The organism is Rhizobium sp. BK619 (genome assembly GCF_014195245.1).
GTDB classification, from domain to species: domain Bacteria; phylum Pseudomonadota; class Alphaproteobacteria; order Rhizobiales; family Rhizobiaceae; genus Rhizobium; species Rhizobium acidisoli.
The window spans coordinates 360793-387034 of the sequence record NZ_JACIBH010000002.1; the positions used below are offsets into that span (position 1 = coordinate 360793).

A 26242-nucleotide genomic window follows, 5' to 3' on the forward strand; every position below is an offset into this window, starting at 1 on the left:
CGCGGGAGACCGGATGATCGACAAGCTGGAATTCTTCATCGCCCTTGCCAATGAAAAGCATTTCGGCCGCGCTGCGGAGGAGTGCGGGATTTCGCAGCCGACGCTTTCGGCCGCGATCCGCCAGCTCGAGGATCAGCTCGGAGTCATGCTGGTGCAGCGCGGTTCGCGTTTTCAAGGGTTGACGCCGGAGGGGCAGCGCGTGCTCGAATGGGCCCGGCGCATCGTCGGTGACGCCCGCACCATGCGCGAGGAGATGCGCGCCGCCCGCCGCGGTCTTTCCGGCCACATTCGCCTTGCCGCCATTCCGACGGCGCTCGCCATGCTTTCGCGCATCACCACGCCCTTTCAGGAACGGCATCCCGGCGTCACCTTCTCGATCGTCTCGCGCAATTCGCTGCAGGTGCTGAGCATGCTCGAAAACCTCGAAATCGATGCCGGCATCACCTATCTCGAAAACGAGCCGCTCGGCCGTGTCACCAGTGTTCCGCTCTATGCCGAGCGCTATCATCTGATCACGGCCGCCGGCAGCCCGCTCTCCGATCGCGACAATGTGACCTGGAAGGAAGTCGGCGATCTTCGGCTTTGTCTATTGACCGCCGACATGCAGAACCGCCGAATTATCAATCGGCACCTGACCGAAGCCGGTGCCACGGTGCATCCGACGCTCGAATCCAATTCGATGATCGTGCTGTTCTCGCATGTTCGAACCGGCCGCTGGGCGAGCATCATGCCGCGCAATGTCGCCAAATCTTTTGGTTTTCCGGTGGAAATCCGGATGATTCCGATCGTCGAGCCGGAGGCGCATCACCTGGTCGGGCTTGTGGCACCCTATCGCGAGCCCTTCACGCCGCTCGTCTCGGCCTTGCTGCACGAAGCCAGAGTGCTCGTGCAGGATGAGGAACTTTGATAGGAAAAACCTATCAACCGACGTGATAGCTTTATTGATCGCCGGCGGCTTCCTTGAGATGCTGTCGGCGGAATAGCACTCGGGCTGGAGGAGGCCGCCATTCCGCAACGAGCAAGCCGTCGGGAGGGCTGCGTATGACCATTCATATCGCCGAAGGCGATATTGCCGCGCGCACTCGTGCGATCATTGCCGATCTTCGCTTCCTCGAAGGGCCGCTGCTTCCCATTCTGCACGAGGTTCAGGACGAATTCGGTTATGTGCCGCAGGAAGCCGTGCCCGTGATCGCGGAGGAACTGAACCTCTCCCGCGCCGAGGTGCATGGCGTCGTGACTTTCTATCACGATTACCGCGACCATCCGGCCGGCCGGCATGTGCTGAAGCTCTGTCGCGCCGAGGCCTGTCAGTCGATGGGCGGCGATGCGCTGGCCGAGCGCGTCAAGACGCTGCTCGGCATCGATTTTCACCAGACGACGCTCGACGGCAGCGTGACGCTGGAGCCGGTCTATTGTCTCGGGCTCTGCGCCTGCGCCCCGTCGGCGATGCTCGACGGCGAGGTCTATGGCCGGGTTGACGATCAGCTGGCGGCGGAACTCGTTGCGGAGGCACGCCGATGAGCATCAAGATTTATGTTCCGCGCGATGCCGCTGCGCTGGCGCTCGGGGCCGAAAAGGTGGCAAAGGCGATTGCCCAGGAGATCGCCGCCCGCGGCCTCGATGTCGACATCGTGCGCAACGGCTCGCGCGGAATGTTCTGGCTGGAACCGCTTGTCGAGGTCGAGGTCGCCGGCAAACGCGTCGGTTACGGACCGGTGAAGGCAAGGGATATACCGGCATTGTTCGACGCCGGGATGATGACCGGCGGCGATCAGCCGCTCTGTCTCGGGGAGGTTGAAGACCTCCCGTTCCTGAAGGAACAGACCCGCCTGACCTTTGCCCGCTGCGGCATCACCGATCCGCTGTCGCTTGCCGACTACGAATCGCATGGCGGTCTTGCCGGCCTTCGCCGGGCCGTTTCGATGACATCCGCCGAAGTCGTCAAGGAAGTCACCGATTCCGGCCTGCGCGGGCGCGGCGGCGCCGGCTTTCCCACTGGGATCAAGTGGAAGACTGTTCTCGATGCTGCCGGGGACCGCAAATATATCGTCTGCAATGCCGATGAGGGTGACAGCGGCACCTTTGCCGACCGGATGATCATGGAGGGTGATCCCTTCGTGCTGATCGAGGGCATGGCGATAGCCGGCCTCGCCACCGGAGCGACCAAAGGCTACGTCTACACCCGTTCGGAATATCCGCATGCCATCGCGGCAATGACCGCGGCCGTCGGCATCGCGCGGCAGGCCGGGATACTCGGCCTATCGGTGCTCGGCTCGGGCCGCGCCTTCGATATCGAGGTGCGCACCGGCGCCGGCGCCTATGTCTGCGGCGAGGAGACGGCTCTGCTGAACAGCCTCGAAGGCAAGCGCGGCGTCGTGCGCGCCAAGCCGCCGCTGCCGGCGCATAAAGGGCTGTTTGACTGTCCGACCGTCATCAACAATGTGATCTCGCTTGCCTCCGTGCCTGTCATCATGGAGAAAGGTGCCGCCTTTTACCGCGATTTCGGCATGGGCCGCTCGCGTGGCACCATCCCGCTGCAGATCGCCGGCAATGTCAAATATGCCGGTCTTTACGAAACGGCCTTCGGTCTTTCACTCGGCGATATCGTCGACCGGATCGGCGGCGGCACGGCGACGGGCCGGCCGGTCAAGGCCGTGCAGGTCGGCGGACCGCTTGGGGCCTATTTCCCGCGGGCACTGTTCGACACGCCGTTCGACTACGAAGCTTTCGCCGCCAAAGACGGGCTGATCGGCCATGCCGGCCTCGTCGTCTTCGACGACAGCGCCGATATGCTGAAGCAGGCGCGCTTCGCCATGGAATTCTGCGCCGTCGAAAGCTGCGGCAAGTGCACGCCCTGCCGCATCGGCTCGACGCGTGGCGTCGAGACGGCCGAGAAGATCGCCCATGGCATCGAACCGGAGAAGAACCGGGCGCTGCTCGCCGATCTCTGCAACACGATGAAATTCGGCTCGCTCTGTGCGCTCGGCGGTTTCACGCCTTATCCGGTGATGAGCGCCATGACGCATTTCCCGGAAGATTTTTCGCCGGCGCCGATCGCGGAGGCGGCTGAGTGATGGTTTTTTATTCGAAGTTGCCCCTCACCCTAACCCTCTCCCCGCTTGCGGGGGTCCGAAGGACGGGTCGAGACGCGTGGCTCGACCCCGGGCGGTGCCGGCAGGCGGATGAGGGGCATCCCTCGACACAACCGACACAGAAATCTAGCGGAGGAGCAAGCCATGTCTCTCATCCATGAAATCGACTACGGCACTCCCGCTTCGACATCCGAGGTGATGGTGACGGTCACCATCGATGGGCAGCAGATCAGCGTCCCCGAGGGCACCTCGATCATGCGCGCTTCGATGGAGGCCGGCATCGAGGTGCCGAAGCTCTGCGCCACCGACATGATCGATGCCTTCGGTTCCTGCCGGCTCTGTCTCGTCGAGATCGAGGGCCGCAACGGTACGCCTGCCTCCTGCACGACGCCTGTGGCGGCCAACATGGTGGTGCACACGCAGACGGGGCGGTTGAAGGATATTCGCCGCGGCGTGATGGAGCTTTATATTTCCGACCACCCGCTCGACTGTCTGACCTGCGCGGCCAACGGCGATTGCGAATTGCAGGACATGGCGGGCGCCGTCGGCCTGCGCGACGTGCGCTATGGCTATGACGGCGACAATCATGTCAGGGCGCGCAACAATGGCGAGATCAATCTGAAATGGACGCCGAAGGACGAGTCCAATCCCTATTTCACCTTCGACCCCTCGAAATGCATCGTCTGTTCGCGCTGCGTGCGTGCCTGCGAAGAGGTGCAGGGCACCTTCGCGCTGACGATCGAGGGGCGCGGTTTCGGCTCCAAGGTTTCCTCGGGTGCACATGAAGCCTTCATCGATTCCGAATGTGTCTCCTGCGGGGCCTGCGTCCAGGCCTGCCCGACGGCGACGCTGACGGAAAAGTCGGTGATCGAGATCGGCCAACCCGAACATTCGGCCATCACCACCTGCGCCTATTGCGGCGTCGGCTGTTCCTTCAAGGCGGAAATGCGCGGCGAGGAGCTGGTGCGCATGGTGCCGTGGAAGGACGGCCAGGCCAATCGCGGCCACTCCTGCGTCAAGGGCCGTTTCGCTTATGGTTATTCCACCCATAAGGACCGGATTCTCAATCCGATGATCCGCGAAAAGATCAGCGATCCCTGGCGGGAGGTAAGCTGGGACGAGGCCTTCGCGCATGTAGCGTCGGAGTTTCGCCGCATCCAGTATCAATATGGCCGCGACGCGGTCGGGGGCATCACCTCGTCGCGCTGCACCAATGAGGAAACCTATCTGGTGCAGAAGCTGGTCCGGGCCGGCTTCGGTAACAACAATGTCGATACCTGCGCCCGCGTCTGCCATTCGCCGACCGGCTACGGCCTCGGCCAGACGTTCGGCACGTCGGCCGGCACGCAGAATTTCGACAGCGTCGAGCAGTCCGATGTCGTCGTCATCATCGGCGCCAACCCGACCGACGGTCATCCGGTATTCGGCTCGCGGCTGAAGAAGCGGCTGCGCCAGGGCGCCAAGCTCATCGTCATCGATCCGCGCCGCACTGATATCGTCCGGTCGCCGCATGTCGAGGCCTCCTATCACCTGCCGCTGAAGCCCGGCACCAATGTCGCCGTCATGACTGCGCTGGCGCATGTGATCGTCACCGAAGGGCTCTATGACGAGGCGTTCATCCGTGAGCGCTGCGATTGGTCGGAATTCGAGGATTGGGCTGGTTTCGTTGCCGAACCGGCGCACAGCCCGGAACAGACAGAGATCTTCACCGGCGTGCCTGCGGCGGATCTGCGCGGCGCCGCAAGGCTCTATGCCAAGGGCGGCAACGGCGCGATCTATTACGGTCTCGGCGTCACCGAACACAGCCAGGGCTCGACCACGGTTATCGCGATCGCCAATCTGGCGATGGCGACCGGCAATATCGGCCGTCCCGGCGTCGGCGTGAACCCGCTGCGGGGCCAAAACAATGTGCAGGGCTCCTGCGACATGGGCTCCTTCCCGCACGAACTGCCGGGCTACCGGCACATTTCCGACGATGCGACGCGGGATATCTTCGAAAAGCTCTGGGGCGTGAAGATCAACAACGAGCCGGGCCTGCGCATTCCGAACATGCTGGACGCGGCGGTCGACGGTTCCTTCAAGGGCCTCTACGTCCAGGGTGAGGACATTCTCCAATCCGATCCCGATACGAAACATGTCGCGGCCGGGCTAGCGGCGATGGAATGCGTCGTCGTCCAGGACCTGTTCCTCAACGAGACCGCCAATTACGCTCATGTCTTCCTGCCGGGCTCGACCTTCCTCGAGAAGGACGGCACCTTCACCAATGCCGAGCGCCGCATCAACCGGGTGCGCAAGGTGATGACGCCGCGCAACGGCTATGGCGACTGGGAGGTGACCCAGAAGCTTGCCCAGGCCATGGGGCTCGACTGGAATTACGCCCATCCGTCTGAGATCATGGACGAAATTGCCGCTACAACGCCGAGTTTCGCCCTGGTGTCCTACGATTACCTCGAGAAGATGGGCTCGGTGCAGTGGCCCTGCAACGAGGAGAACCCGCTCGGCTCGCCGATCATGCATATCAACGGCTTCGTGCGCGGCAAGGGCAAGTTCATCCGCACCGAATATGTGGCCACCGACGAGCGCACCGGTCCGCGCTTCCCGCTGCTGCTCACCACCGGCCGCATCCTCAGCCAGTACAACGTCGGGGCGCAGACGCGGCGGACCGAGAATGTCGTCTGGCATGCGGAAGACCGGCTGGAAATCCATCCGCATGATGCCGAGCAGCGCGGCATTCGCGATGGCGATTGGGTGAAGCTCGTCAGCCGCTCCGGCGACACCACGCTGAGATCGCTGATTACCGATCGTGTTGCGCCTGGTGTCGTCTATACGACCTTCCATCATCCCAATACGCAGGCGAACGTCATCACTACCGACTTTTCCGACTGGGCGACGAATTGCCCTGAGTATAAGGTGACGGCGGTGCAGGTTTCGCCCTCCAACGGGCCGAGCGACTGGCAGATGGAATATGACGAGCAGGCACGGCAATCGCGCCGCATCGCCGGCAAGCTCGAGGCAGCGGAGTGAAAATGCGGGGGTGGTTTGGCAAGAAGGGATTTGCATCATGACCTTCCAGACCACCGCCCGTGCTCCCGAAACCGCCCGCCGCAACGGCCTCATGCACTCCGGCTCTCGCATCGTGCCGGAAGAAGTGCCGATTGCCTTTTCCTATGGCGGCAGCTCGCATGCGGTGATGATGGCGACGCCCGATGATCTCGAGGATTTCGCCGTCGGTTTCAGCCTGACCGAAGGGATTATCACCGAACGCACCGAGATAGCGGCCATCGAGATCGTCGAAGGCGAGCAGGGGATCGATGTGCAGGTGAGCCTTGTCGACGACGTTGCCGATCGGCTGCGGGCACGACGCCGCAGCATGGCGGGGCCGGTCGGCTGTGGGCTCTGCGGCATCGAATCGATCGAGCAGGCGGTGCGGCCGGTGCCGGATGTCTCGGCATCGCTGCTGACGTTGTCGCATGCCGATATCGTCCGCGCCATTTCGCTGCTGAACGAGGCACAGCCGCTGCATCGGGAGACGCGGGCGGTGCACGGCGCCGGCTTCTATCTTCCGGCCAGGGGATTGCTTGCTGTGCGCGAAGATGTCGGCCGGCACAATGCGCTCGACAAGCTCTGCGGCGCCGTCATCGACGCCGGCGAAAACGGCCGGAACGGCGCCGTCGCCGTGACCAGCCGGCTCTCGGTCGAGATGGTGCAGAAGGCGGCGATCCTCGGTTCTCCCGTGCTCATCGCCATTTCAGCGCCGACGGCTCTGGCCATCCGCACGGCCGAAGCGGCCGGCGTGACGCTCGTCGCCCTGGTGCGCGGCGAGGATTTCGAGATTTTCACCCACCCGCACCGCATCTCGCCCGGAAGCATCGCCGATGTCGCATGATACCAAGACCAAGCTCGTCTATATGGCAAATCAGATTGCCACCTTCTTCAAGAGCCAGCCGGCAAGCGAGGCCGTGGAAGGTGTCGCCAATCATATCAACAAATTCTGGGAGCCGCGCATGCGGCGGCAATTGTTCGAAATTCTCGAGAAGGAGGAAAACGGCCTGGATGCCCTCGTGCTGCAGGCCGCTCCCTTGATCCGCAAACCTGAGCCGCAGGTAAACCAAGCCCAGTAATCAAAAATTGCGCATGCGGGAGAGGGGCCAGCACCACGTTGCAAGCGAAGTCGGCGGACGTTAAAGCCGGGCCGACTGGTTCCTTCTGCACGTTCACGGGCGGACTGGACGCCACGGCGATGCCCGGTAACGCTGAAGGCGACCTTCGCGCTCTTCGGGTGAGATATCAAAGCGCGCCGCATGGACCTCATGCGGTGCGCTTCTTCCTCGCTACGCAGAAACAATCGCGAGCTATGGGGGCGTGGCTCAGAACTCTTCCCAGCTCTGCACCGTTGCAGCGGCAGCGCCGTAGGCCTTGCCGACGCGGGAAACGAGATGCAGCGCCGGCGAGCCTGTCTGTCTTGTTTCCGGCCTGCCGGCGGTCTGAGGCCCGCCCTGGGTGCGGGTCTGACCGGGCAGGCGGAACCGTGCCAGCAGGACCCGCAGCGTTTCGGCTTCCTTTGCCAGGCTATGGCTGGCGGCGGTGCTCTCCTCGACCATGGCGGCATTCTGCTGGGTTGCCTGATCGAGCGAATTGACTGCCTGGTTGATTTCCTTGAGGCCGGTTGCCTGTTCCCGTGAGGCTTCGACGATGGCGACGACGTTGCCGTTGATATCGCCGACCTGGGTGACGATCTCCTCGAGCGCCTTGCCGGTCTGGCCGACGAGGCCGACGCCGTTTTTGACGAGGTCGCTCGACGTATTGATTAGCGCCTTGATCTCCTTGGCCGCCTTGGCGGAGCGCTGGGCGAGTTCGCGGACTTCCTGGGCCACCACGGCAAAACCCTTGCCGGCTTCGCCGGCGCGGGCCGCCTCGACGCCGGCATTCAGCGCCAGGAGATTGGTCTGGAATGCGATATCGTCGATGACGCCGATGATATTGGTGATTTCGCGCGAGGACTGCTCGATCTGGTCCATGGCGGCGACGGCGTTGCGGACCACGATGCCCGACTGCTCGGCGCCCTGCTTGGTCACGGCGACAAGGCGGCCCGCCTCATCTGCGCGGCGGCTGGAATCGTTGACGGTGGTGGTGATCTCCTCCAGCGCAGCTGCGGTCTCCTCGATCGACGCGGCCTGCTGTTCCGTCCGCTTGGAAAAGGAATCCGCCGATGTACCGATCTCGCTCGACCCGGCGGCGATCGCAACGGCATTCTCGCCGATGGTCTTCATCGTATCGGCAAGACCTTTGACCGCGGTGTTGAAGTCGTGGCGCAACTGCTCCATCGAGGGGACGAAGGGCGTGTCCACCGTCTTCGTCAGATCACCTTCGGAAAGCTGGCGCAGCGCGCCGCCGAGCAGTGAGATCGCGCTCATCCGCTGGGTGACGTCGGTCGCGAACTTCACGACTTTGTAGACTTTGCCGTCGGCATCGACGATCGGGTTATAAGCCGCCTGGATCCAGATTTCGCGACCGCCCTTGCCGAAGCGGACGAATTCGTTGGCGATGAATTCGCCATTGGCAAGACGCCGCCAGAAGTTGCTGTATTCCTCGGTGCGGGTATGGGCCGGTTCGCAGAACATGCTGTGATGTTTGCCGGTGATTTCGGCCAGCGAATATCCCATGGCCTGGCAGAAATTCTCGTTCGCGGTCAGGATCTCGCCCTTCGGGGTGAATTCGATCACCGCCTGCGAGCGCGAGATTGCTTCCAGTTTGCCGGAATCCTCAATCGACTTCTTCTTCGTGGCGGTGATGTCGGACGCGAATTTCACCACCTTGAACGGCTTTCCGCCTTTTGAAACAGGATTATAGGACGCCCGGATCCATATCTCGCGATTGCCCTTACCAAGACGCTTGTATGCGCCGGCATCATATTGCCCGCGTCCGAGCCGTGCCCAGAATTCGCGGTACTCCGCGGTTGCGGTATAGGCCGGCTCGCAGAAGATGCTGTGATGCTTGCCGACGATTTCGCTCAGGCTGTAACCCAGTGCTTTGCAGAAATTCTCGTTCGCCGCCAGGATATTTCCCTTGAGATCAAATTCGATGATCGCCTGCGATTTGGAGATGGCGTCAAGAATGTATTTCGAATCGGAAGATAGACCAAACATTCCTGTCCCTCTGAAAATGCATCGTTTCTGCTGCTTCGGCCGGGAAGACGAAGCGGATCGGACGAGGATTTGCCGGTGATGGGACGAACAGCGATAGCCGGCTGTCATTCCCGAGAGATTAGCGGAAAACGTGTCATCCTTGAGCATCCGATGATGACGGGACGTAGTTAATTTCCGGTATAAAAGTGATTGCTAATTATGGGTTGTCAGATTTTCTTGCTGCATCCGAGGATTGCTCGAGCGTGCAACAAAAAACCGCCCAGTGCGGGCGGTTTTCAACTGTTGGAATTGTCTTGAGGGCGATCAGGCCGCCAGTTCATCCGTCTCGTTTTCCTTGAACATCTTGGCGAGGTTCAGGAAGCAGATCATGCCATTTTCCGAGGCGATGATGCCTTCGCAATAGGCGCGGTCGAAGGAGGCTGTCACCTCGGGCACCGGCTGGACCTGGCTGGACGAAATGGTGAGAATATCCGAGACGCGGTCGACCAGCATGCCGATGACCATGCTGTGAACTTCGGCGACGACGATGGCGCTGCGTTCGTTGGCGACGGTGCTCTTCATGCCGAGCTTATAGGCAAGATCGATAATCGGGATGACCGAGCCGCGCAGGTTCATGACGCCGATGACATCGGCCGGCGCGTGCGGGATCGGCGTCGACGGCGCCCAGCCGCGGATTTCGCGGATGGTCGTGGTCTTGACGCAGAATTCCTGATCATGCAGGCGGAAGGCAATGATCTCGAGCGTATCGCCGCTGAAGCTAGTGGAATTGATCGTGGTCATAGAATTCTTCCCAACTGTCGTAAGCCAGGGCAGAAGCGGGCGCACCACCATTGGCGCGGACGAGCTTTGCCTTCACACCACGCGATGGCTTTGCGCTCGGCCCAGCATCGTTACGGTTATCGACGACATTAACGGAAGAGTGTTGCCCAAATCTAAATCGCGAACCGGATTTGCGAAGGTTTCGTCCTCGATTGACCTCAGCCTATGGTCTTTTCGATCTGCGAGACCGCCCAATCGACCTGTTCCTTGGTGATGACCAGTGGCGGAGCGAGGCGAATCGTATGGTCGTGCGTATCCTTGGCGAGCAGGCCGCGTTCCTTCAGTGCATGGCAATATTGCCGCGCGCCGCCGGCTTCGGGTTCCAGTTCGACAGCCATCATCAGGCCGCGGCCGCGCACGTCCCTGACGATGTTCGAGCGGATCGACCTGAGGCCTTCGAGGAAATAGTCGCCCATATCAGCGGCGTTCTCGATCATGCCCTCTTCCGTCAGCACCTTCAGCGCGGCGCGCGCCACTGCGCAGGCGAGCGGATTGCCGCCGAAAGTGGAGCCATGCTGGCCGGGCTTCAGCACCCCCAGTACCGCGGAATTGGAAAGCACCGCCGAGACGGGATAGAAGCCGCCGGACAGCGCCTTGCCGATCAGCGTCACATCGGCCTCGATGCCTTCATGTTCCTCCGCCAAGAGCTTGCCGGTGCGGCCGAGGCCGGTCTGGATCTCGTCGAGGATGAGAGTGACGTTGTTCTCGGTGCAGAGCTCGCGGATGCGGGTGAAATATCCTGCCGGCGGGATGATGACGCCGGCTTCCCCCTGGATCGGCTCGATCAGGGCGGCGACCGTATTGCCGTTGATGGCGGCCTCGAAGGCCTCGGCATCGCCGAAGGGAATAGTGCGGAAGCCCGAGGTGTAGGGGCCGAAGCCGGTGCGGGCGTCGGGATCGGTGGAGAAACTGATGATGCTCAGCGTCCGGCCGTGGAAATTATCGGCGCAGACGATGATCTCGGCCTGGCCTTCCGGTACACCTTTGACCTCGTATCCCCATTTGCGCACCGCCTTGATGGCGGTCTCCACCGCTTCGGCGCCTGAGTTCATCGGCAGGATCTTATGCGATCCGGTCAGCGCCGCGAGTTCTTCATAGAGATAAGCGAGCTGGTCGTTGCGGAAGGCGCGGGAGGTGAGCGTCAATCTCCCCGCCTGCTCGACCATGGCGGCGAGGATTTTCGGGTGACAATGGCCCTGGTTGACGGCGGAATAGGCCGAGAGGCAATCGAGGTAACGATTGCCGTCGGTATCCCAGACATGAACACCTTCGCCGCGCGTCAGCACCACGTCGAGCGGCTTGTAGTTGTGGGCGCCGAGACGCTGTTCGGTGGCGATCAGTTTTTCCGAAGTGTTCATGGTTCTTCCCCCTCTAGATCATGATGCCGAAAGGCGGGCGGGCCTACTATGCGGCACGGGTTGGGCGATCGAAGATACGGCGGCCGAAGAGGCTTGCCGTCAGTTCCACCAGGACGCGGGCGCTCTTGCCGCGATCGTCGAGAAACGGATTGAGTTCGACGAGATCGAGCGACGAGACGAGGCCGCTGTCGGACAGCATTTCCATCACCAGATGCGCCTCGCGGAAGGTCGCGCCGCCAGGCACCGTCGTGCCGACGCCGGGGGCAATTTCGGGATCGAGGAAATCGAGGTCGAGGCTGACATGCAGCAGGCCGTTCGCCTTGGCGACAACATCGAGGATCTCACGCATGATGGCGCCGATGCCCTGCTCGTCGATCGCGCGCATATCGAAGACGTTGACGCCGTGTTCGTGGATTTCCTCGCGCTCACGCGCATCGACCGAACGGATGCCGACCTGGAAGACATTCTTCGGGTCGACGAAGGGACGATCGCTCGGCAGGATCTCGGCGAACTCCGCCTCGCCGCAGAAGAATGCGACGGGCATGCCGTGAATATTGCCGGAAGGCGAAGTGGCCGGAGAGTTGAAATCGGCATGGGCATCGAGCCAGAGCACGAAAAGCGGGCGGCCTTTGCCTGCGGCGTAACGCGCCATGCCGGACACACTGCCCATGGAAAGGCTGTGGTCGCCGCCGAGAATGAGCGGAAAACGGCCCGAGGCGGCGACGTCATGGACGCTGCTTTCGAGCGCCCGGGTGAAGGCGCCGACGGTTCTCAGATTATGGGCCTTCGGATGATTCGGCAGGTCCATCGCCGGTACGATCCTGAGATCGCCGAGATCGGCGACGTCGTGGCCGAGCTCGATCAACGTCTGATCGACGCCGGCGATGCGCAGGGCCGCCGGGCCCATGGCGGCACCCCTGCGGCCGGAGCCTTCTTCCAGCGGCGCGCCGATAAGGGTGACAGATTGCGATTGGGCATTCATTCGAGGGCTCCGTGGTGAGGCCGGTTTGGCTGATAGTGGGATAAAGGGCTGACGGCAAAAAGATGGAAAAGTGTCAGAAATGGATTATGATTGCGCAAATTGATAAACCTATTTTGACAAAGTGATCAGCGTGGACGATCTCGATACCGAGCTTCTGAGTGCACTTCGCCACAATGCCCGGATTTCCGTCTCCTCGCTTGCGGCGATGACGGGCGCCTCGCGGGCAACGGTTGCCGCCCGAATCGACCGGCTGGTCGCCTGCGGCACCATCGTCGGCTTCACCATCCGCACCGGTCACGAGACGCGGTCCGCCGGCGTGCGCGCCATCGTCATGATCGAGGTGCTCGGCAAACTCGCCGACAGGGTGGCCGACCAGCTGCGCGGCCTGCCGCAGGTTCGCGCCCTTCACAGCACCAACGGCAAATGGGATTTCGTCGCCGAGCTCGAGGATCGAGACCTTGCCTCTTTCGACGAGACGCTGCGCCGTATCCGGCTGATCAACGGCATCAACTCGACCGAGAGCAATATTCTGCTGAAGACGAGCAAGACGGGTTTTTAGCGTATTTTCACGCGACACCCTGGCCGGTGAAATCGGCGAGCCTGCCCCTCATCCGCCTGCCGGCACCTCTCCCCGCGTGCGGGGCGAAGGGGAATAGCCGCGACCTCTCCGTCCCCCGCAGAGGTATCGTGGGGCACGTCCCCTCGCCCCGTTTTACGGGGAGAGCGTCAGGGTGAGGGGCAGCCGTCGGTCCGAATCGGACAGCCATCCGCCGTGTGCTTGTGAATTAAGCCGGCTCAATATTCCCGTTCGTAGACGACACCGGCTTCGCCGGCGCCGTTGCCGCCGGCAGCACCGCGCAACTTGACGCCGCGGCCGACGTCGAGGTTGATGATTGCCTTGGCGCCGGCTGCGCCGCCCTGTTGCAATTCGAAATAGGTGCGGTCGTTGAGATAACGGCCGACGCTGACGCTCGTCTGGCCCTTGGAATCGGTGCTGATATCGAGATCGTCGACACCGAGCTGATTGCGCAGGCCTTCGAATAGCGAGGTCGAGCGGTTGCCGGCCAGCTGGCTGACGGCATCGGCAAGCTGGGCGATCTGCACCGGCGAGAGTTTTGACATCGACTGGCCGAAGATCAGCTGCGCCAGCACCTCGTCCTGCGGCAGCTGCGGCGAGGAGGAAAAGGTGATTGCCGGGTCGGTGGCGAGGCCTGCGACGTCGACGGTCAGCGTCGTCGAGCCGGAGGCCGAGGTCGCTTCCATATCAAGGGCTGGCGTCAGGTCGCCGGCAAAGGTGATCCTGCTCTTGTCGGTGAAATCCAGACGGCGGTTGAGAATGGTCAGCCGGCCGCGGCGCATGGTGAATCCGCCGGTTACAATCGGCGCTGCCGCCGTTCCGCGGATCGTCACCTTGCCGCCGAGCTCGGCATCGATGCCGCGGCCGCGTGCGAAGATATGCGAAGGCGCGTCGATTTCGAGATCGAGAGTGATCGTCGAGGATTTCTCGGTGGGTTTCCGTTCGCCATCGTCGCGCAGCTGCGCAAGCACTGCCCGCGGCGCATTCTTGTGGCGGATGTCGATTTCCCTGAGCGAGGTCGGCAATTTTTCAGGGACGGTGATCGAGGTCTTGTCCAGCCGAAGCTTGCCGCTCAGCGTCGAATTCATGATCGGCCCGCGCAGACCGAGTGTGCCGTTGACGGTGGAGACGACAAGCGTTCCATCGACATAGACTGCTTTGTCGAGTTTGATCGAAATATCGGCGGGAAAGCCGCCGGCCGGCTGGATGCCTATGGTGCCGCTTGCCGAAATCGTGCCGCCGCCGCCGAGGTTGCCGCTGAGGCGCGATATCACCGCCTGGCTGCCGTTGAAGGTCACCGTCGCCGCGAGATTGTTGATGGCGAGATTGCGCCGGACGTCGACAAGCTTGGCGCCATTGGTCGAGACGGTGCCGTTGATGAGGGGTGCCGCGGCCGTTCCGCCAACCTGCAGGTTGAGGGTGGCGACGCCGTCGGCGACGAGGCCCTGCTGCGCGAGCGGCGCGCCGAGCACGGCGAAAGGAAGATTGCCGTTGAAGTGCATGTCGAGGGCGCGATTGCCTGTGATCACGACGCTGCCGCCGCCCTTCAGCGACATGCCGGCGTCACCGGCAAGGCTGGTGTCGACCGTCAGCCTGTTGCCGGCAAGTTTGCCTGATGCGCCGATGGTGAACGGCGAAAGGCCGGCGCCTTTTGTCTGGCTGGTTGCGGCGTTCTTCCAGTCGACCTTGAAATCGACTAAGGGCGCCGATAGCGCGCCGGTGGCCTTTGCTGTTGCCGAGACCGCGCCTTCGGCTCCAAGGCCCGGAACAAAGCCGTTGGCGATCGCAGCCGGAACATTGGCGGCATTCACGGTGGCATCGACCGCGCGGATCGAGGTGCCGGCGAGCGAAAGATTGCCGGCGGCTTTCAGCGCAATGCCGCCGCTGCCGCTGAGATCGGCATCGAAATCGAGCCGGTCACCGGCGTATTTTCCCGTCGCCGCCAGTGCCAGGCGGGCGAGGCCGGCAGCCTTGGTGTGGCTGGTTGCGGCATCCTTCCAGTTCAGCTTGAAATCGACGATCGGTTTTTCAGGCGTTCCCGACGTGACGGCGTTGGCCGAAACTGTGCCTTCGGCACCGAGGCCGGGAACGAAGGCATTGGCGATATTGGCTGGAAGTGCCGGAATATCGGCATTGATCGAAAGATCGCGGATGGCCGTTCCGGCGATGGTAACGCCGCCGGTGGCCTTGGCCAGCACCCCGTCCTTGCCGGCAAGGTTGGCATCGAAGTCGACTCTGTCATTGGCGTATTTTCCCGATGCCGCCGCACTCAGGCCGGAAAGGCCGCTGCTCTTGGTCTGAGCGGTTGCGGCGTTCTTCCAGTCGAGCTTGAAATCGACGGCGGGTTTGGGCAGGGCGCCGGAGGCGGATGCCGTTCCAGACACCGTGCCCTCGGCGGCCAGACCGGGGACGAAGCCGTTGGCAAGGGCTGCCGGCAGATTGGCAAGATCGGCCTTGACGTCAAGGTTGCGAACCGAGGTGCCTGCCGTTGCGACATTGCCCTTGGCTTTCAGCGAGAGGCCGTCCTTGCCGCCGAGATCGGCATCGAAATCGAGCCGGTTGTCGGCGAAATGGCCTGAAGCGGCAAGCGCCAGTCCCGAAAGATGAGCGCTTCTGGTGTGGCTGGTCGCGGCATCGGTCCAGGCGAGCTTGAAGTCGGCATTCGGTGCGGCAGGGGTCCCGGCGGCGGACAGGGTGCCTGATATCGTGCCGCCGGCCGCCAGGTCTGGAACGAAGGCATTTGCGAGACTGGCCGGAATTTTGGCGATCTCGGCGTCGACCTTGATGTTTTCGATCGTCGTGCCGGCGAGGGCGATATTGCCGGTGCTCTTCAGCGAGAGGCCTTCGCCGCCGCTGGCCGCGGCGTTGAAATCAAGCTTGTTGTCGGCGAATTTTCCCGATGCGGTCAGGCCGAGAGCGGCAAAGCCGGCACGCTTGGTGTGGCTGGTCGCGGCATCTTTCCAATCAAGGTCGAAATTGGCGGTCGGGGCGGCAAGCGAGCCTGCGGCCGAAACCGTTCCGGAGATCGCGCCTTCGGCGGCGAGGTCGGCGACGAAGCTGTTTGCGATGCCGGCCGGGATATTTTTAAGCGTTGCATCGAGTTTGACGTTGTCGATCGTCGTGCCGGTTATGGCGACATTGCCGTTTGCCTTCAGCGAGACGCTGTCGGCGCCCGCTATCGCCGTGTCGAAATCAAGCTTGTTGTCGGCGAATTTACCGGATGCCTTCACCGCGAGGTCTGCAAGGCCTGCACGCTTCGTGTGGCTGGTCGCAGCATCCCTCCAATCAAGGTCGAAATTGGCGGTCGGAGCGGCAAGCGAGCCTGCCGCCGAAACCGTTCCGGAGATCGCGCCTTTGGCGGCAAGATCGGCGACGAAGCTGTTTGCGATGCCGGCCGGGATATTTTTGAGCGTTGCATCAACCTTGACGTTGCCGATCGTCGTGCCGGTGACGGCGACATTGCCGGTTGCCTTCAGCGAGAGGCTGTCGGCGCCTGCTATCGCCGTGTCGAAATCGAGCTTGCTGTCGGCGAATTTACCGGATGCCTTCACCGCGAGGTCGCCAAGGCCGGCGCGCTTGGTATGGCTCGTCGCGGCATCTTTCCAATCGAGATCGAAATTGGCGGTCGGCGCGGACAGCGGTCCGGTCGCCGAGATCTTCCCGGTGATCACGCCTGCTGCAGCGAGATCGGGAACGAAACCATTGGCGATGCGGGCCGGCAGGTTGAGAATGTCGGCGTCGATATCAAGCGCCGGCGCCTTCGGGTCGGCGAGTGCGACATTGCCGGCGGCCCTGAGGGACAGGCCGTCACCGCCGCCAATCGTCGTGTCGAAATCAAGCTTGTTGTCGGCGAATTTGCCGCCGGCGGTGATGCCGAGCGGCGCCAACCCGGCTCCCTTGGTCTGGCCGGTCGTCGCATCCTTCCAGTCGAGCTTGAAGTCGGCGACGGGTGCGGCCGGCGTTCCGGTCACGGCAATCTTTCCGGAGATCGTACCCCCGGCCGAAAGGTTCGGCACGAAACCGTTGGCGAGAGCCGCCGGCAGGTCGCGAATGTCGGCATCAAGCTTCAGCGTCTCGCCGGCCGAACCGGTGACGCTCACCGAGCCGGTGCCTGTTTTCAGCGTCAGCCCGGTCAGGCTGGCGGTGCCGCCGACAATTGCGACCTGCGTCGGTGCCGCAAGTTCGATCGGGATATTGCGGGGGCTTGCCGAAAAGCGGTCAAGGTTAAGGTCGATCGCCCCATCCGCCATCTCGATATTGCCGGCGGCCAGCACCGGGTTGCCGTCATAGGCGGCATTAAGATCGAAATCGGTCTGGTTCTGCTGCCTGGTGAAACCGAGCGAAAGGCCGGCGATCTTGTTTGCCCCGGCATTCAGTTCCTCGGCCTTGATCGTGCCGTTTGCCGCAAGGGCGCTGAGATCGCTGACCGTGACATCGATATCCGGCTTGACGATCGCAAGCGTATCACGACGGATCGATGCGCCTGATGCACGCAGCTTGAGCGCGATCTTGCCATTGTCGCTGGCGACGCCAAGCGATCCCTTGAGATCGCCTTCGGCCTTCTGCCCGCCGAGTGCCGCGAGCAGGCTGATATTGGGGAAGTCGAAGGTCAGCGCGCCTGTCGGCTCCAGGGCGGGCGAGAATTCCAGATTACCGGTCAGCCGGTTGCCGCCGATATCGGCGGTCAGCGCCGGAATACGCATCCGGCCGTCCGCGGAGCTGATGTCGCCGTTGATGGCGATCGGCTGGCCGTCGATCGTGCCGGTTGCAGCGATCTTGCCCTGCGGCGCCTTGGGATCGGCAAGACCCGACAGGTCGATATTGAGGTTGCCGAGCGTCCGCTCAGCCATTTTAAGGCTGGGGGACTTGAGATTGGCCGTCACCGAGATGGCTGGCAGCTCGCCGCCCACTCTCAACGCATACCCGGCCCCGCCGCTGGCGCCGGTCATGAGTTTGCCGATGTCGGGCAGCCGGCCGGAAAGATCGGCATTCACCTTCGAGCCGTCGAGCGCGACATTGCCGGCGGCCTCAAGCGTGCCGGAGGTCAGGACGAGGTTGGACAGCGCGAATTTCGACGGGATGGTGCCGGTCAGCTGGCTTTCGAGTGTGATCGGTCCGTCGAACCTGCCCGAGACCGCAACCGGCAGCGCGGCCGGCGCGACGCTGAGCTTGACGTTGCCGGTCAGCGCCTGGTCTGCCAGCCGGTAGGAGCCGTTCAGGCCGCCGTTGATATTGGCGCTTTCGAGGGTGGTGCCGTTAAAGCCGATGCTGCCGGGCGTTATCTGCAGGGGAGAGGCGATCGTCACCGGGCCCTGGACGGCGCGATTGAGGTTCGGCTCCGCAAAGGTCATGTCGCCGGCAACGAGACGCAGCTGGACGCTGCCGGATCGGGCGGCGAGATTGAAGGCGTCGCTCTTTGCCGTCAGTTTGACATTGCCGATAACGGCTTGCGGTAGGGTTGCGGTATCGAGCGAGCCGCTGACATTCAGTCGGGCCGCCTGGGCATCGCCCGTCAGGGCCAGGTTGAGGCCTGAAATCAGGAAGCGCGCTTCGCCTTCGGCGAGCGGCCAGCGGAAATCGACAGGCCCCGATGTGCCGAGCAGGTTGGCGTTCAGGCTGTTGTTGCCGGCCGGATCGAGCGTGCCCGAGGCGGCGATGACGACGCTGCCGGTGGCGATATTGCCGGTCTGGATATCGATCTTGCCGTGGTCGTCGAAGGTTGTGGCCAGATCGATATTGGTCTGGCCTGAAAAAAGCGGCCGGAATGCCGATGGAAGCAGCGAGCTCAGGTCACCGCCGCCCTTGAGGTCGAGGTGATGCAGGCCGTCCGCGCTGATCTGATGCCGGGCCTCGATCGCGGCGCGCTGCTGGCCGTCGAGAGCGGCCTGCACTTTGCCCCTCCAGTCGGATATCGGTCCCTGGCCGTCGAGGTCGATGTTGACGGCGGGATTGTCGGGCAGGCCGAGAAAGCCTGCCAGCAGCCCACCCTTCGGTTCGGCAAGCTGCGCTTTCAGCCGCAGCCGGTTTTCCGCCGGCGCATAGGCGATATCGGCGACCAGCCGTGCATCCGGGACGGCGTGACGGCGGACATTGACGATTGCCTCGCCGCCATCGCGGTTTGCCGACAGGCTGCCTTCGGCGGCGAGCGCGAAGGCGCGCCCGGCAAAGGGTTCGGCCAGTTTGATGTCGGGCAGCGCGACGCTGTCGATATCGACCTTGATCGGAAGGCTGAAACCGCCGGCATTTTCCGCCGCGGGCCGCGAGGGCAGGGTGCGCACCGGCTTGCGCAGCACGTCGATCGCTTCGATCTCGAAGCGTTTGGCATGGAAGGTTCCGGTCAGCAGCGCCAGCGGGTTCCAGTCGATGGCGATGCCGTGAATTTCCGCAAAGACGCCCCTGGTGTCGGAAACGGTGATCTCGGCGGCGCGAAGCCCGCCGGTCAAAAGACCTTGCGGTTCACGCACGGTAATCGTCATATCGCGGTTGGACAGTGTCGAGGCGATCTTTTCGGTGACGATGCGGGCGCCAAAGGCGGTGAAGCCGAAGATCGCCAGTGCCAGGACGGCAAGAATCAAGATGGCGCCCACGCCATAAGCGGTGAGCCGCAGGAACCAGTTGACGATTTTTGCCAGCATTTGCATCGGCGCGGACACTACCCCGTTTTCACGATGGTTCACAAATCGATATCGGCCCTTCTAGAAGGATTGGCCAATGCCGGCGTAGATTCCATAATCTGTGCCACCTTCGTACTTGTTCAGCGGCATGGCAAAATCAAGCCGCAGCGGGCCGAAAGGTGTGGCATATCGTATTCCGGCGCCGGCGCCGGCGCGAATATCGGAAAAACCCGGAAAGGTGCTGTCCGATACGGTGCCGACATCGATGAAGGGCACAATGCCGATCGTGTCGGTGATCTTGATGCGGGCTTCCAGCGAACCGGTGACATAGGAGCGGCCGCCTGTCGGATCGCCATTATCGTTATAGGGCGAGATTTCCTGAAAGCTGTATCCGCGCACGGAGCCGCCGCCGCCGGCAAAGAAGCGCTGCGTGGCCGGAATATTCTCGATGCCGCCGCCGCCGATCAGGACGCCGGCGGCGACCTTGCCGGCCAGCACCATGCCATCCTCGGCGCCGAAGGGCAGATAGCCGGAGATCGAGCCCTGGAATGCCGCATAGGGCGTGGCATTGAAGATCTCGTAACCGGGCTTGGCCGAAAATGTTGCGCGATAGCCTTCCGTCGGGTTGAACTTGTCGTCGCGGGCGTCGCGGTCATATTGAAGCGGCAGGGTGAAGGTCAGGTAGTCGTTGGTGCCGAAGGCGTCGTCATCGCGCTCCCAGCTGACCTCGCCGCTTGCCGAGACGGTGTCCCGGTCGGTCAGCTCGTAGGAGAGGCCGAGCGAGGCGGTGACGAGCGTCGCATTATAGGCATCCGGATTCTCGGTCTTGGCGACGATGCCGGCCTTCAGCGTGGCGGCGGGGAAGAAAGCGCCGGGCTTGGTGAAAAGGATGCCGGCGGAATAGTCGAGGCTGCCGACATCGGTGGTTTCACCGAGCCGCGACACCGATCCCTCGATCCGTAGCGTTTCGGCTTCGCCGAACAGGTTGCGATGGCCCCAATAGCCCTGGACGCCGAAGCCGTCGGTGGTGGAATATTGGGCGCCGACGCCGAAATAACGCTGTTTGCCTTCAGAAACCTCGATCGTCATCGGCAGCGTGCCATCCGGCGCCAGCGCATCGCCTTCGTGGATGGTGACGCTTGAGAAGACGCCAAGGGCGCGAAGCCGCTCGCCGGCTTTTTTCAGCGCTTCCGGGGAATAGGCTTCGCCCTTGTCGAGCCGGGAATAACGCTGGATGAACCCTGGCTTGACGGTTTTTTCGCCGGTGACGCCGACATCGCCGATCGGGGCGACCGGGCCGCCTTCGGCCGCAAGGACGATATCGACCGTGTCGCTCCTGTGGTCGGCGACGACCTTGCGTTCGGTCAGCTTGGCGAAGGGCCGGCCTTCGCTCTTCAGCTGCTCGACGATCTTGTCGCCGGCCTTGATGATGGCAAGCGAGCCGGCCTGGGCGCCCGGGGCCAGGTCGTAATCGGCGGGATTGTGGTTTGCGGCATCGCCGCCGAACTGCACTTCCCTGACCTTGAAGATCGGGCCCGGCTTTATATCGACGGTGACCGGGACCGGCCCTGACCGGTCGAATGTCGGATTGGGCGGCAGGTCGTCGATATTCTTGCCGTCGATGGTGATCGTCACCACGCCGCCGTAACGGGCCTTTTCATAAAGAGCTGCGATCAGCCGCTCGCGGTCGTCGCGCGCCTTGACGACGACGCCGAGGTCGCCGGAAACCGGCAGCTTCTGGTCGCTGAGGAGGCGGGAGCTGTTTTGCAGCGCTTCTTTCAGGTCGGGATCGGCGGTGTCGGCTTTGAGATCGACGTTATAGCGTACCGGATCCGGCACCTGCTGCGCTTCGTCCTCGTCCTTGCCGAAAATGGTGATGCCGAAAAGCTTGAAGGCGTAAGCGTCGCCGATCAGGACCGGTGAGAACGCAGCTGCTGCTGCGACCACCATCATGGTGCCTGTTCGCCGATACGCAGTACCTGTTTTCGGGCCTGTCCCTCTAATCCGCATACGCTGCTTTTGGTTAGGTCTTCAATGAAGCTTCGTTGCCCAGCCGTGAACAGCTTAGCGGCAAAATCGCGCGGGGTGTACCATTTTAAATTGCCGGCGCACTAATTTAGCACAAAAAATCCCGGAGGTGTGTCCGGGATTTCCTGTGTTTACCGGTTTGCCAGCGGTATCAGCGCGGGCAGGTATCGATATAGCGGCGGCCGTAGCGGTCGCGATAGTAGCACTGGCCGGGCTGTTCGGCGACGCTGCCGATAAGGGCGCCGGACACACCGCCGATCGCGGCGCCGACGGCTGCGCCACGGACGTTGCCGGTGACTGCGCCGCCGATGACCGCACCTGATGCAGCGCCGATGCCGGCGCCCTGTTGAGTCGGCGTGCAGCTTGCGATCGACAGGCCGATCAATGCGAGTATGACAGCTTTTTTCATCTATTCTCTCCGAGGTTGTTGCCCAGCGGGCAGAGGCCGTCCCTTTTTATTTTTCGTCAGACTAGAGCGAAAACTATGTCGGAAGAAAGGGTTGTCCACTGTTACGCCGATTTTTTTGCGATGTGGCTATCGTCGTCCTATGCAGAGATCGCAAACCAGGCGGCGTTCCGCGGCATCAATTTCATTGATCACAACTCGCAGATTTTTTATCTGGAATCATTCAAAAAACTGGGCCTTTTGCCGCAGTTGATGTTAAAGCAAAGGGTAAGCATTGACGCGCGGACGTCCGGTCGGCAAGAACGGCCGCGCGATACTGGAGCAGATGATGGATTTCGAAGCGTTTTTCAAAAACGAGTTGGACGGGCTTCATGCCGAGGGCCGTTATCGCGTTTTTGCCGATCTCGAGCGTCACCGCGGCAATTTTCCGCGCGCGACGCGCCATACCGCCGATGGCGAAAAGGAAGTCACGGTCTGGTGCTCCAACGACTATCTCGGCATGGGCCAGAACCCGAAGGTGATCGAGGCGATGAAAAACGCCATCGACCACTGTGGCGCGGGTGCGGGAGGCACCCGGAATATTTCTGGCACCAACCACTATCACGTCATGCTCGAGCGTGAGCTTGCCGATCTGCACGCCAAGGAATCAGCCCTGATCTTCACCTCGGGCTATGTGTCCAACTGGGCAGCGCTCGGCACGCTTGGCGCCAAGATCCCCGGCCTGATCATCTTCTCCGACGCGCTGAACCATGCCTCGATGATCGAGGGCATCCGTCATGCCAAGTGCGACAAGGTGATCTGGAAGCACAATGACGTTGCCGATCTCGAAGCCAAGCTTAAGGCCGCCGATCCGAAGGCGCCGAAGCTGATCGCTTTCGAAAGCGTCTATTCGATGGACGGCGATATCGCCCCGATCAAGGAAATCTGCGACCTCGCCGACAAATACGGCGCGATGACCTATCTCGATGAAGTGCATGCGGTTGGCATGTACGGCCCGCGCGGCGGCGGCATTGCCGAGCGCGAGGGGCTGATGGACCGGCTGACCGTCATCGAGGGCACGCTTGGCAAGGCCTTCGGGGTGATGGGCGGCTATATTGCCGCGTCTTCAGCGCTTTGCGATTTCATCCGTTCCTTTGCCTCCGGCTTCATCTTCACCACAGCGCTGCCGCCGGCGCTTGCCGCCGGTGCGGTCGCCTCGATCCAGCACCTGAAGGTCAGCCAGTTCGAGCGCGCCCGCCATCAGGACCGGGTGCGCAAGCTCCGAATGCTGCTCGACCAGAGCGGCATTCCGCATGTGCCCAATCCGAGCCATATCGTGCCGGTGCTGGTCGGTGATGCCGCCAAGTGCAAGTGGATTTCCGACCTGCTGCTCGACAATTGCGGCGTCTATGTCCAGCCGATCAACTATCCCACCGTGCCGAAGAAGACCGAGCGCCTGCGCATCACGCCGACGCCGCTGCATTCCGATGCCGATATCGCCCATCTGGTCGAGGCGCTGCATTCGCTCTGGTCGCGCTGCGCGCTGGCAAGACACGTCGCCTGATTTTTCGATGACCGCGCCGTTCAGGACCTCCATCGGAGGTCCTGACGCTGATCGGCCATGCGCCTCTGCGGCCGGCCAACCATCCCTATCCTGACCCAGATCATCCGTTCGGCGCCGGCTCGATGCCGATGATGCGCCGCAACCGGTCCGCCGATGCGCGTCGGTTCTTCTCTGCGTTTGCGCCTTGCCGCCGACCGCCCCTCCGCCGACTACGCATGCACAAAATGAGAAAACCTTTTCTCACTTGACATAACGGTTGGTAAAAGCTTTTCTCAAGCCACTTCAGAAGGAGGACGGTCTGAACATATCGGGAGGAAAAAGAGGCAGGATCACCATCCATGAGGTGGCGGCGGCTGCCGCGGTCAGCATCTCGACCGCGTCGAAGGCGCTTAACGACACCGGCCGGATGGGCGCGGAAACCCGCGAGCGGGTGAAGCGGATTGCCGGCGAAATCGGTTATCGGCCGAATGCGCTGGCAAGAGGTCTTCTCAGCAAGCGCAGCTTCACCATCGGGCTCTTGACCAACGACACCTACGGCCGTTTCACGCTGCCTGTGATGGCGGGTATTTCGGACGCGCTGGTCGATCATGGGGTTTCGGTTTTCCTGTGCGCCATCGAAGACGATCCGGCGCTCGCCCAGATCCATGTCGATGCGATGCTGGACAAGCAGGTCGACGGCATCATCGCCACGGGAAAGCGGCTGGACAGGCGCCTGCCCGTCGATCTGTCGAATTTGCATGTGCCTGTCGTCTACGCCTTCACCGAGGGGACGCAGAACAGCGTTACCTTCCGTTCGGACGACGAGCAGGGTGCGAGGCTGGCGGTGGAATGGCTCGCCAAGATCGGACGGCGGCGGATCGCCCATATCACAGGGCCGGAGGATTTCTTCTCGGTGCGGGAACGCGCCGGCGCCTATCACGAGGTGGCAGGCCACCGCGAGCCGGTGCTCTACGGCGTCTGGTCGGAAAGCTGGGGCCATGAGGCGGTCGAGACGCTTTGGAAGAGGCCGGGGGAAAAGCCCGATGCGCTGTTCTGCGGCAATGACCAGATCGCCCGCGGTGCCGCCGATGCCTTGCGCGAGCGCGGCGTCAAGGTGCCGCAGGATGTCTCGGTGATCGGCTTCGACAATTGGGAGATTGTCGCCGCCCAGACGCGGCCGCCGCTGACGACGGTGGATATGGAGTTGAAGGAGCTCGGGCGGCAGGCCGGATTGACGGTGTTGGCGCTCGCGGAAGGACGGCCTGTCGAGCCGGGAGTGAGGAAATTGCCGTGCCGGCTGATCGTCCGGCAGTCATGCGGGGGCAAAGCCCCCACGGAAAGAGACTAAGGGACTGAGATCCAGGGAATGAGCAAAGGCGCAGGGAGATGCGCCATATCGGGAGGAGTGTCATGATCAAGCGTCTATTGGCGGCGACCAGCATCGCTACCTTATGCCTGTTTTCGGCTGCGTCGGCGGCTGAAAATGTCGAAATGTGGGTTCGTTCGGGCATCGGTGACGCCTTCAAGAAGGTCGTCGAAGCCTATAATTCCGGCCATGAGAACAAGGTCGTGATGACCGAAGTGCCGTTCTCCGAGCTGGTGCAGAAATATGCGACGGCAATCGCCGGCGGACAGGCGCCTGATGCCCTGTCGATGGACCTGATCTATAATCCCGCCTTTGCCGCGGCCGGCCAGCTCGAGGATCTGACGGACTGGGCGAAATCGCTGCCCTATTTCAACTCGCTGTCGCCCTCGCATGTCCGCCTCGGCACCTATCAGGACAAGATCTACGGCCTGCCGCTCTCGGTGGAGACATCGGTCTTTGCCTGGAACAAGGATCTCTACAAGAAGGCCGGCCTCGACCCGGACAAGGCGCCCGCCAACTGGGACGAAATCACCGCCAATGCCGAGAAGATCCGGGCCCTGGGTGACGACACCTATGGCTTTTATTTCTCCGGCGGCGGCTGCGGCGGCTGCATGATCTTCACCTTCACGCCGCTCACCTGGGGTGCAGGCGCCGATATCCTGTCGGCCGACAGCAAGAAAGCGACGCTCGATACGCCTCAGATGCGCAAGGCTGTCGATATCTACCGCAACATGGTCAAGAAGGACCTGGTGCCGGCGGGGGCGGCCAGCGACACCGGCGCCAACTTCCTGACCTTCACCAATGGCAAGATCGGCCAGCAGAGCCTCGGCGCCTTTGCCATCGGCACGCTGGTGACCGAGCATCCCGACATCAATTTCGGCGTGACGCTCATCCCCGGCGTCGACGGCAAGCCTTCGTCCTTTGCCGGCGGCGATAATTTCGTCATCACAAAGGGCACGAAGAAGATCGACGCGGTGAAGGGCTTCCTCGAATATGTCTATTCGGAAGATGGCCAGAAGATCATGGCGAAATACGGCAGCCTGCCGACACGTGGCGATATTGCCGACAAGGTGCTCGAAGGTCTCGATCCGCGCATGCAGGTCGGCCTCAAGGCAATCAGTGTCGCCAAGACGCCCTATACGCTGCAGTTCAACGACCTGATCAACAGCGCCAACGGGCCGTGGGCAAGCTTCACCAACGCCGCGATCTTCGGCGACGATGTCGACGGCGCGTTTTCGAGCGCCCAGTCGGAAATGCAATCGATCATCGATAGCGGCCAGTAACTCTCCCCCCGGCCGCGGCCGGGGAGCGGTGGCAGCTTCCCGGCCAATC

At 62.5% G+C, this 26242-nt stretch carries 17 protein-coding genes; 10 read left to right on the forward strand and 7 right to left on the reverse strand.

Features of this window, described 5'->3' with window-relative positions; translation table 11 throughout:
- Positions 1–13 precede the first annotated feature (13 nt).
- The 6 genes from FHX14_RS05120 (at position 14) to FHX14_RS05145 (ending at position 7213) form a co-directional block, all read left to right on the forward strand.
- The gene (locus FHX14_RS05120; RefSeq protein WP_003589869.1) at positions 14–907 is read left to right on the forward strand and encodes a LysR family transcriptional regulator; all 894 of its coding nucleotides are present in this window, start codon (positions 14–16) and stop codon (positions 905–907) included.
- Positions 908–1041: 134 nt separating this feature from the next.
- Complete coding sequence (locus tag FHX14_RS05125; protein ID WP_184376488.1) at positions 1042–1521, forward strand: formate dehydrogenase subunit gamma; 480 nt, start codon at positions 1042–1044, stop codon at positions 1519–1521.
- Entirely contained in the window at positions 1518–3074 is a 1557-nt protein-coding gene (locus FHX14_RS05130; protein WP_184376489.1) for an NADH-quinone oxidoreductase subunit NuoF, read from the forward strand. The genes FHX14_RS05125 and FHX14_RS05130 overlap by 4 nt, the downstream gene beginning before the upstream one ends.
- A gap of 162 nt (positions 3075–3236) precedes the next feature.
- The gene (gene fdhF, locus FHX14_RS05135) at positions 3237–6116 is read left to right on the forward strand and encodes a formate dehydrogenase subunit alpha (protein ID WP_184376490.1); all 2880 of its coding nucleotides are present in this window, start codon (positions 3237–3239) and stop codon (positions 6114–6116) included.
- Between the two features lie 37 nt (positions 6117–6153).
- Entirely contained in the window at positions 6154–6978 is an 825-nt protein-coding gene (fdhD, locus tag FHX14_RS05140) for a formate dehydrogenase accessory sulfurtransferase FdhD (protein WP_184376491.1), read from the forward strand.
- Positions 6968–7213, forward strand: a complete 246-nt coding sequence (locus FHX14_RS05145) for a formate dehydrogenase subunit delta (RefSeq protein WP_184376492.1) — start codon at positions 6968–6970, stop codon at positions 7211–7213. Before fdhD ends, FHX14_RS05145 begins: the two co-directional genes overlap by 11 nt.
- Positions 7214–7459: 246 nt before the next feature.
- Here the strand turns inward: FHX14_RS05145 and FHX14_RS05150 are convergent, their stop codons facing one another.
- The 4 genes from FHX14_RS05150 to rocF form a co-directional block, all read right to left on the reverse strand.
- Positions 7460–9238, reverse strand: a complete 1779-nt coding sequence (locus FHX14_RS05150) for a PAS domain-containing methyl-accepting chemotaxis protein (RefSeq protein ID WP_184376493.1) — start codon at positions 9236–9238, stop codon at positions 7460–7462.
- Positions 9239–9541: 303 nt separating this feature from the next.
- Complete coding sequence (locus tag FHX14_RS05155; RefSeq protein WP_003567163.1) at positions 9542–10018, reverse strand: chemotaxis protein CheW; 477 nt, start codon at positions 10016–10018, stop codon at positions 9542–9544.
- A gap of 197 nt (positions 10019–10215) precedes the next feature.
- On the reverse strand, positions 10216–11415 hold the full coding sequence (gene rocD, locus FHX14_RS05160) for an ornithine--oxo-acid transaminase (RefSeq protein ID WP_184376494.1): 1200 nt from the start codon (positions 11413–11415) through the stop codon (positions 10216–10218).
- A gap of 46 nt (positions 11416–11461) precedes the next feature.
- Positions 11462–12397, reverse strand: coding sequence for an arginase (gene rocF, locus FHX14_RS05165; protein ID WP_003589877.1), 936 nt, complete (start codon positions 12395–12397; stop codon positions 11462–11464).
- Between the two features lie 121 nt (positions 12398–12518).
- Here rocF and FHX14_RS05170 point away from each other — a divergent pair, with 121 nt between their 5' ends.
- Positions 12519–12956, forward strand: a complete 438-nt coding sequence (locus FHX14_RS05170; RefSeq protein ID WP_003589878.1) for an Lrp/AsnC family transcriptional regulator — start codon at positions 12519–12521, stop codon at positions 12954–12956.
- A gap of 236 nt (positions 12957–13192) precedes the next feature.
- Here FHX14_RS05170 and FHX14_RS05175 read toward each other — a convergent pair whose 3' ends face one another.
- The 3 genes from FHX14_RS05175 to FHX14_RS05185 all read right to left on the reverse strand — a co-directional run bounded on the left by FHX14_RS05175 (position 13193) and on the right by FHX14_RS05185 (position 22025).
- Positions 13193–19615: a translocation/assembly module TamB domain-containing protein gene (locus FHX14_RS05175; protein ID WP_184376542.1), complete on the reverse strand. Its 6423-nt coding sequence runs from the start codon at positions 19613–19615 to the stop codon at positions 13193–13195.
- Between the two features lie 54 nt (positions 19616–19669).
- The gene (locus tag FHX14_RS05180; RefSeq protein WP_172643265.1) at positions 19670–21598 is read right to left on the reverse strand and encodes an autotransporter assembly complex family protein; all 1929 of its coding nucleotides are present in this window, start codon (positions 21596–21598) and stop codon (positions 19670–19672) included.
- 169 nt (positions 21599–21767) lie between these two features.
- Entirely contained in the window at positions 21768–22025 is a 258-nt protein-coding gene (locus FHX14_RS05185) for a YMGG-like glycine zipper-containing protein (protein WP_003582726.1), read from the reverse strand.
- 325 nt (positions 22026–22350) lie between these two features.
- On the opposite strand from FHX14_RS05185, the gene hemA reads away from it, so the two are divergent.
- From hemA to FHX14_RS05200, 3 genes are all read left to right on the forward strand, one after another.
- Complete coding sequence (gene hemA / locus FHX14_RS05190; RefSeq protein WP_179612115.1) at positions 22351–23565, forward strand: 5-aminolevulinate synthase; 1215 nt, start codon at positions 22351–22353, stop codon at positions 23563–23565.
- Between the two features lie 343 nt (positions 23566–23908).
- A complete protein-coding gene (locus FHX14_RS05195) occupies positions 23909–24892 on the forward strand; it encodes a LacI family DNA-binding transcriptional regulator (RefSeq protein WP_003589882.1) in 984 nt (327 codons plus the stop codon).
- Between the two features lie 62 nt (positions 24893–24954).
- Positions 24955–26193 carry a sugar ABC transporter substrate-binding protein gene (locus tag FHX14_RS05200; RefSeq protein ID WP_003589884.1) on the forward strand — a complete coding sequence of 413 codons (1239 nt, stop codon included), beginning with the start codon at positions 24955–24957 and terminating at the stop codon, positions 26191–26193.
- Positions 26194–26242 lie beyond the last annotated feature (49 nt).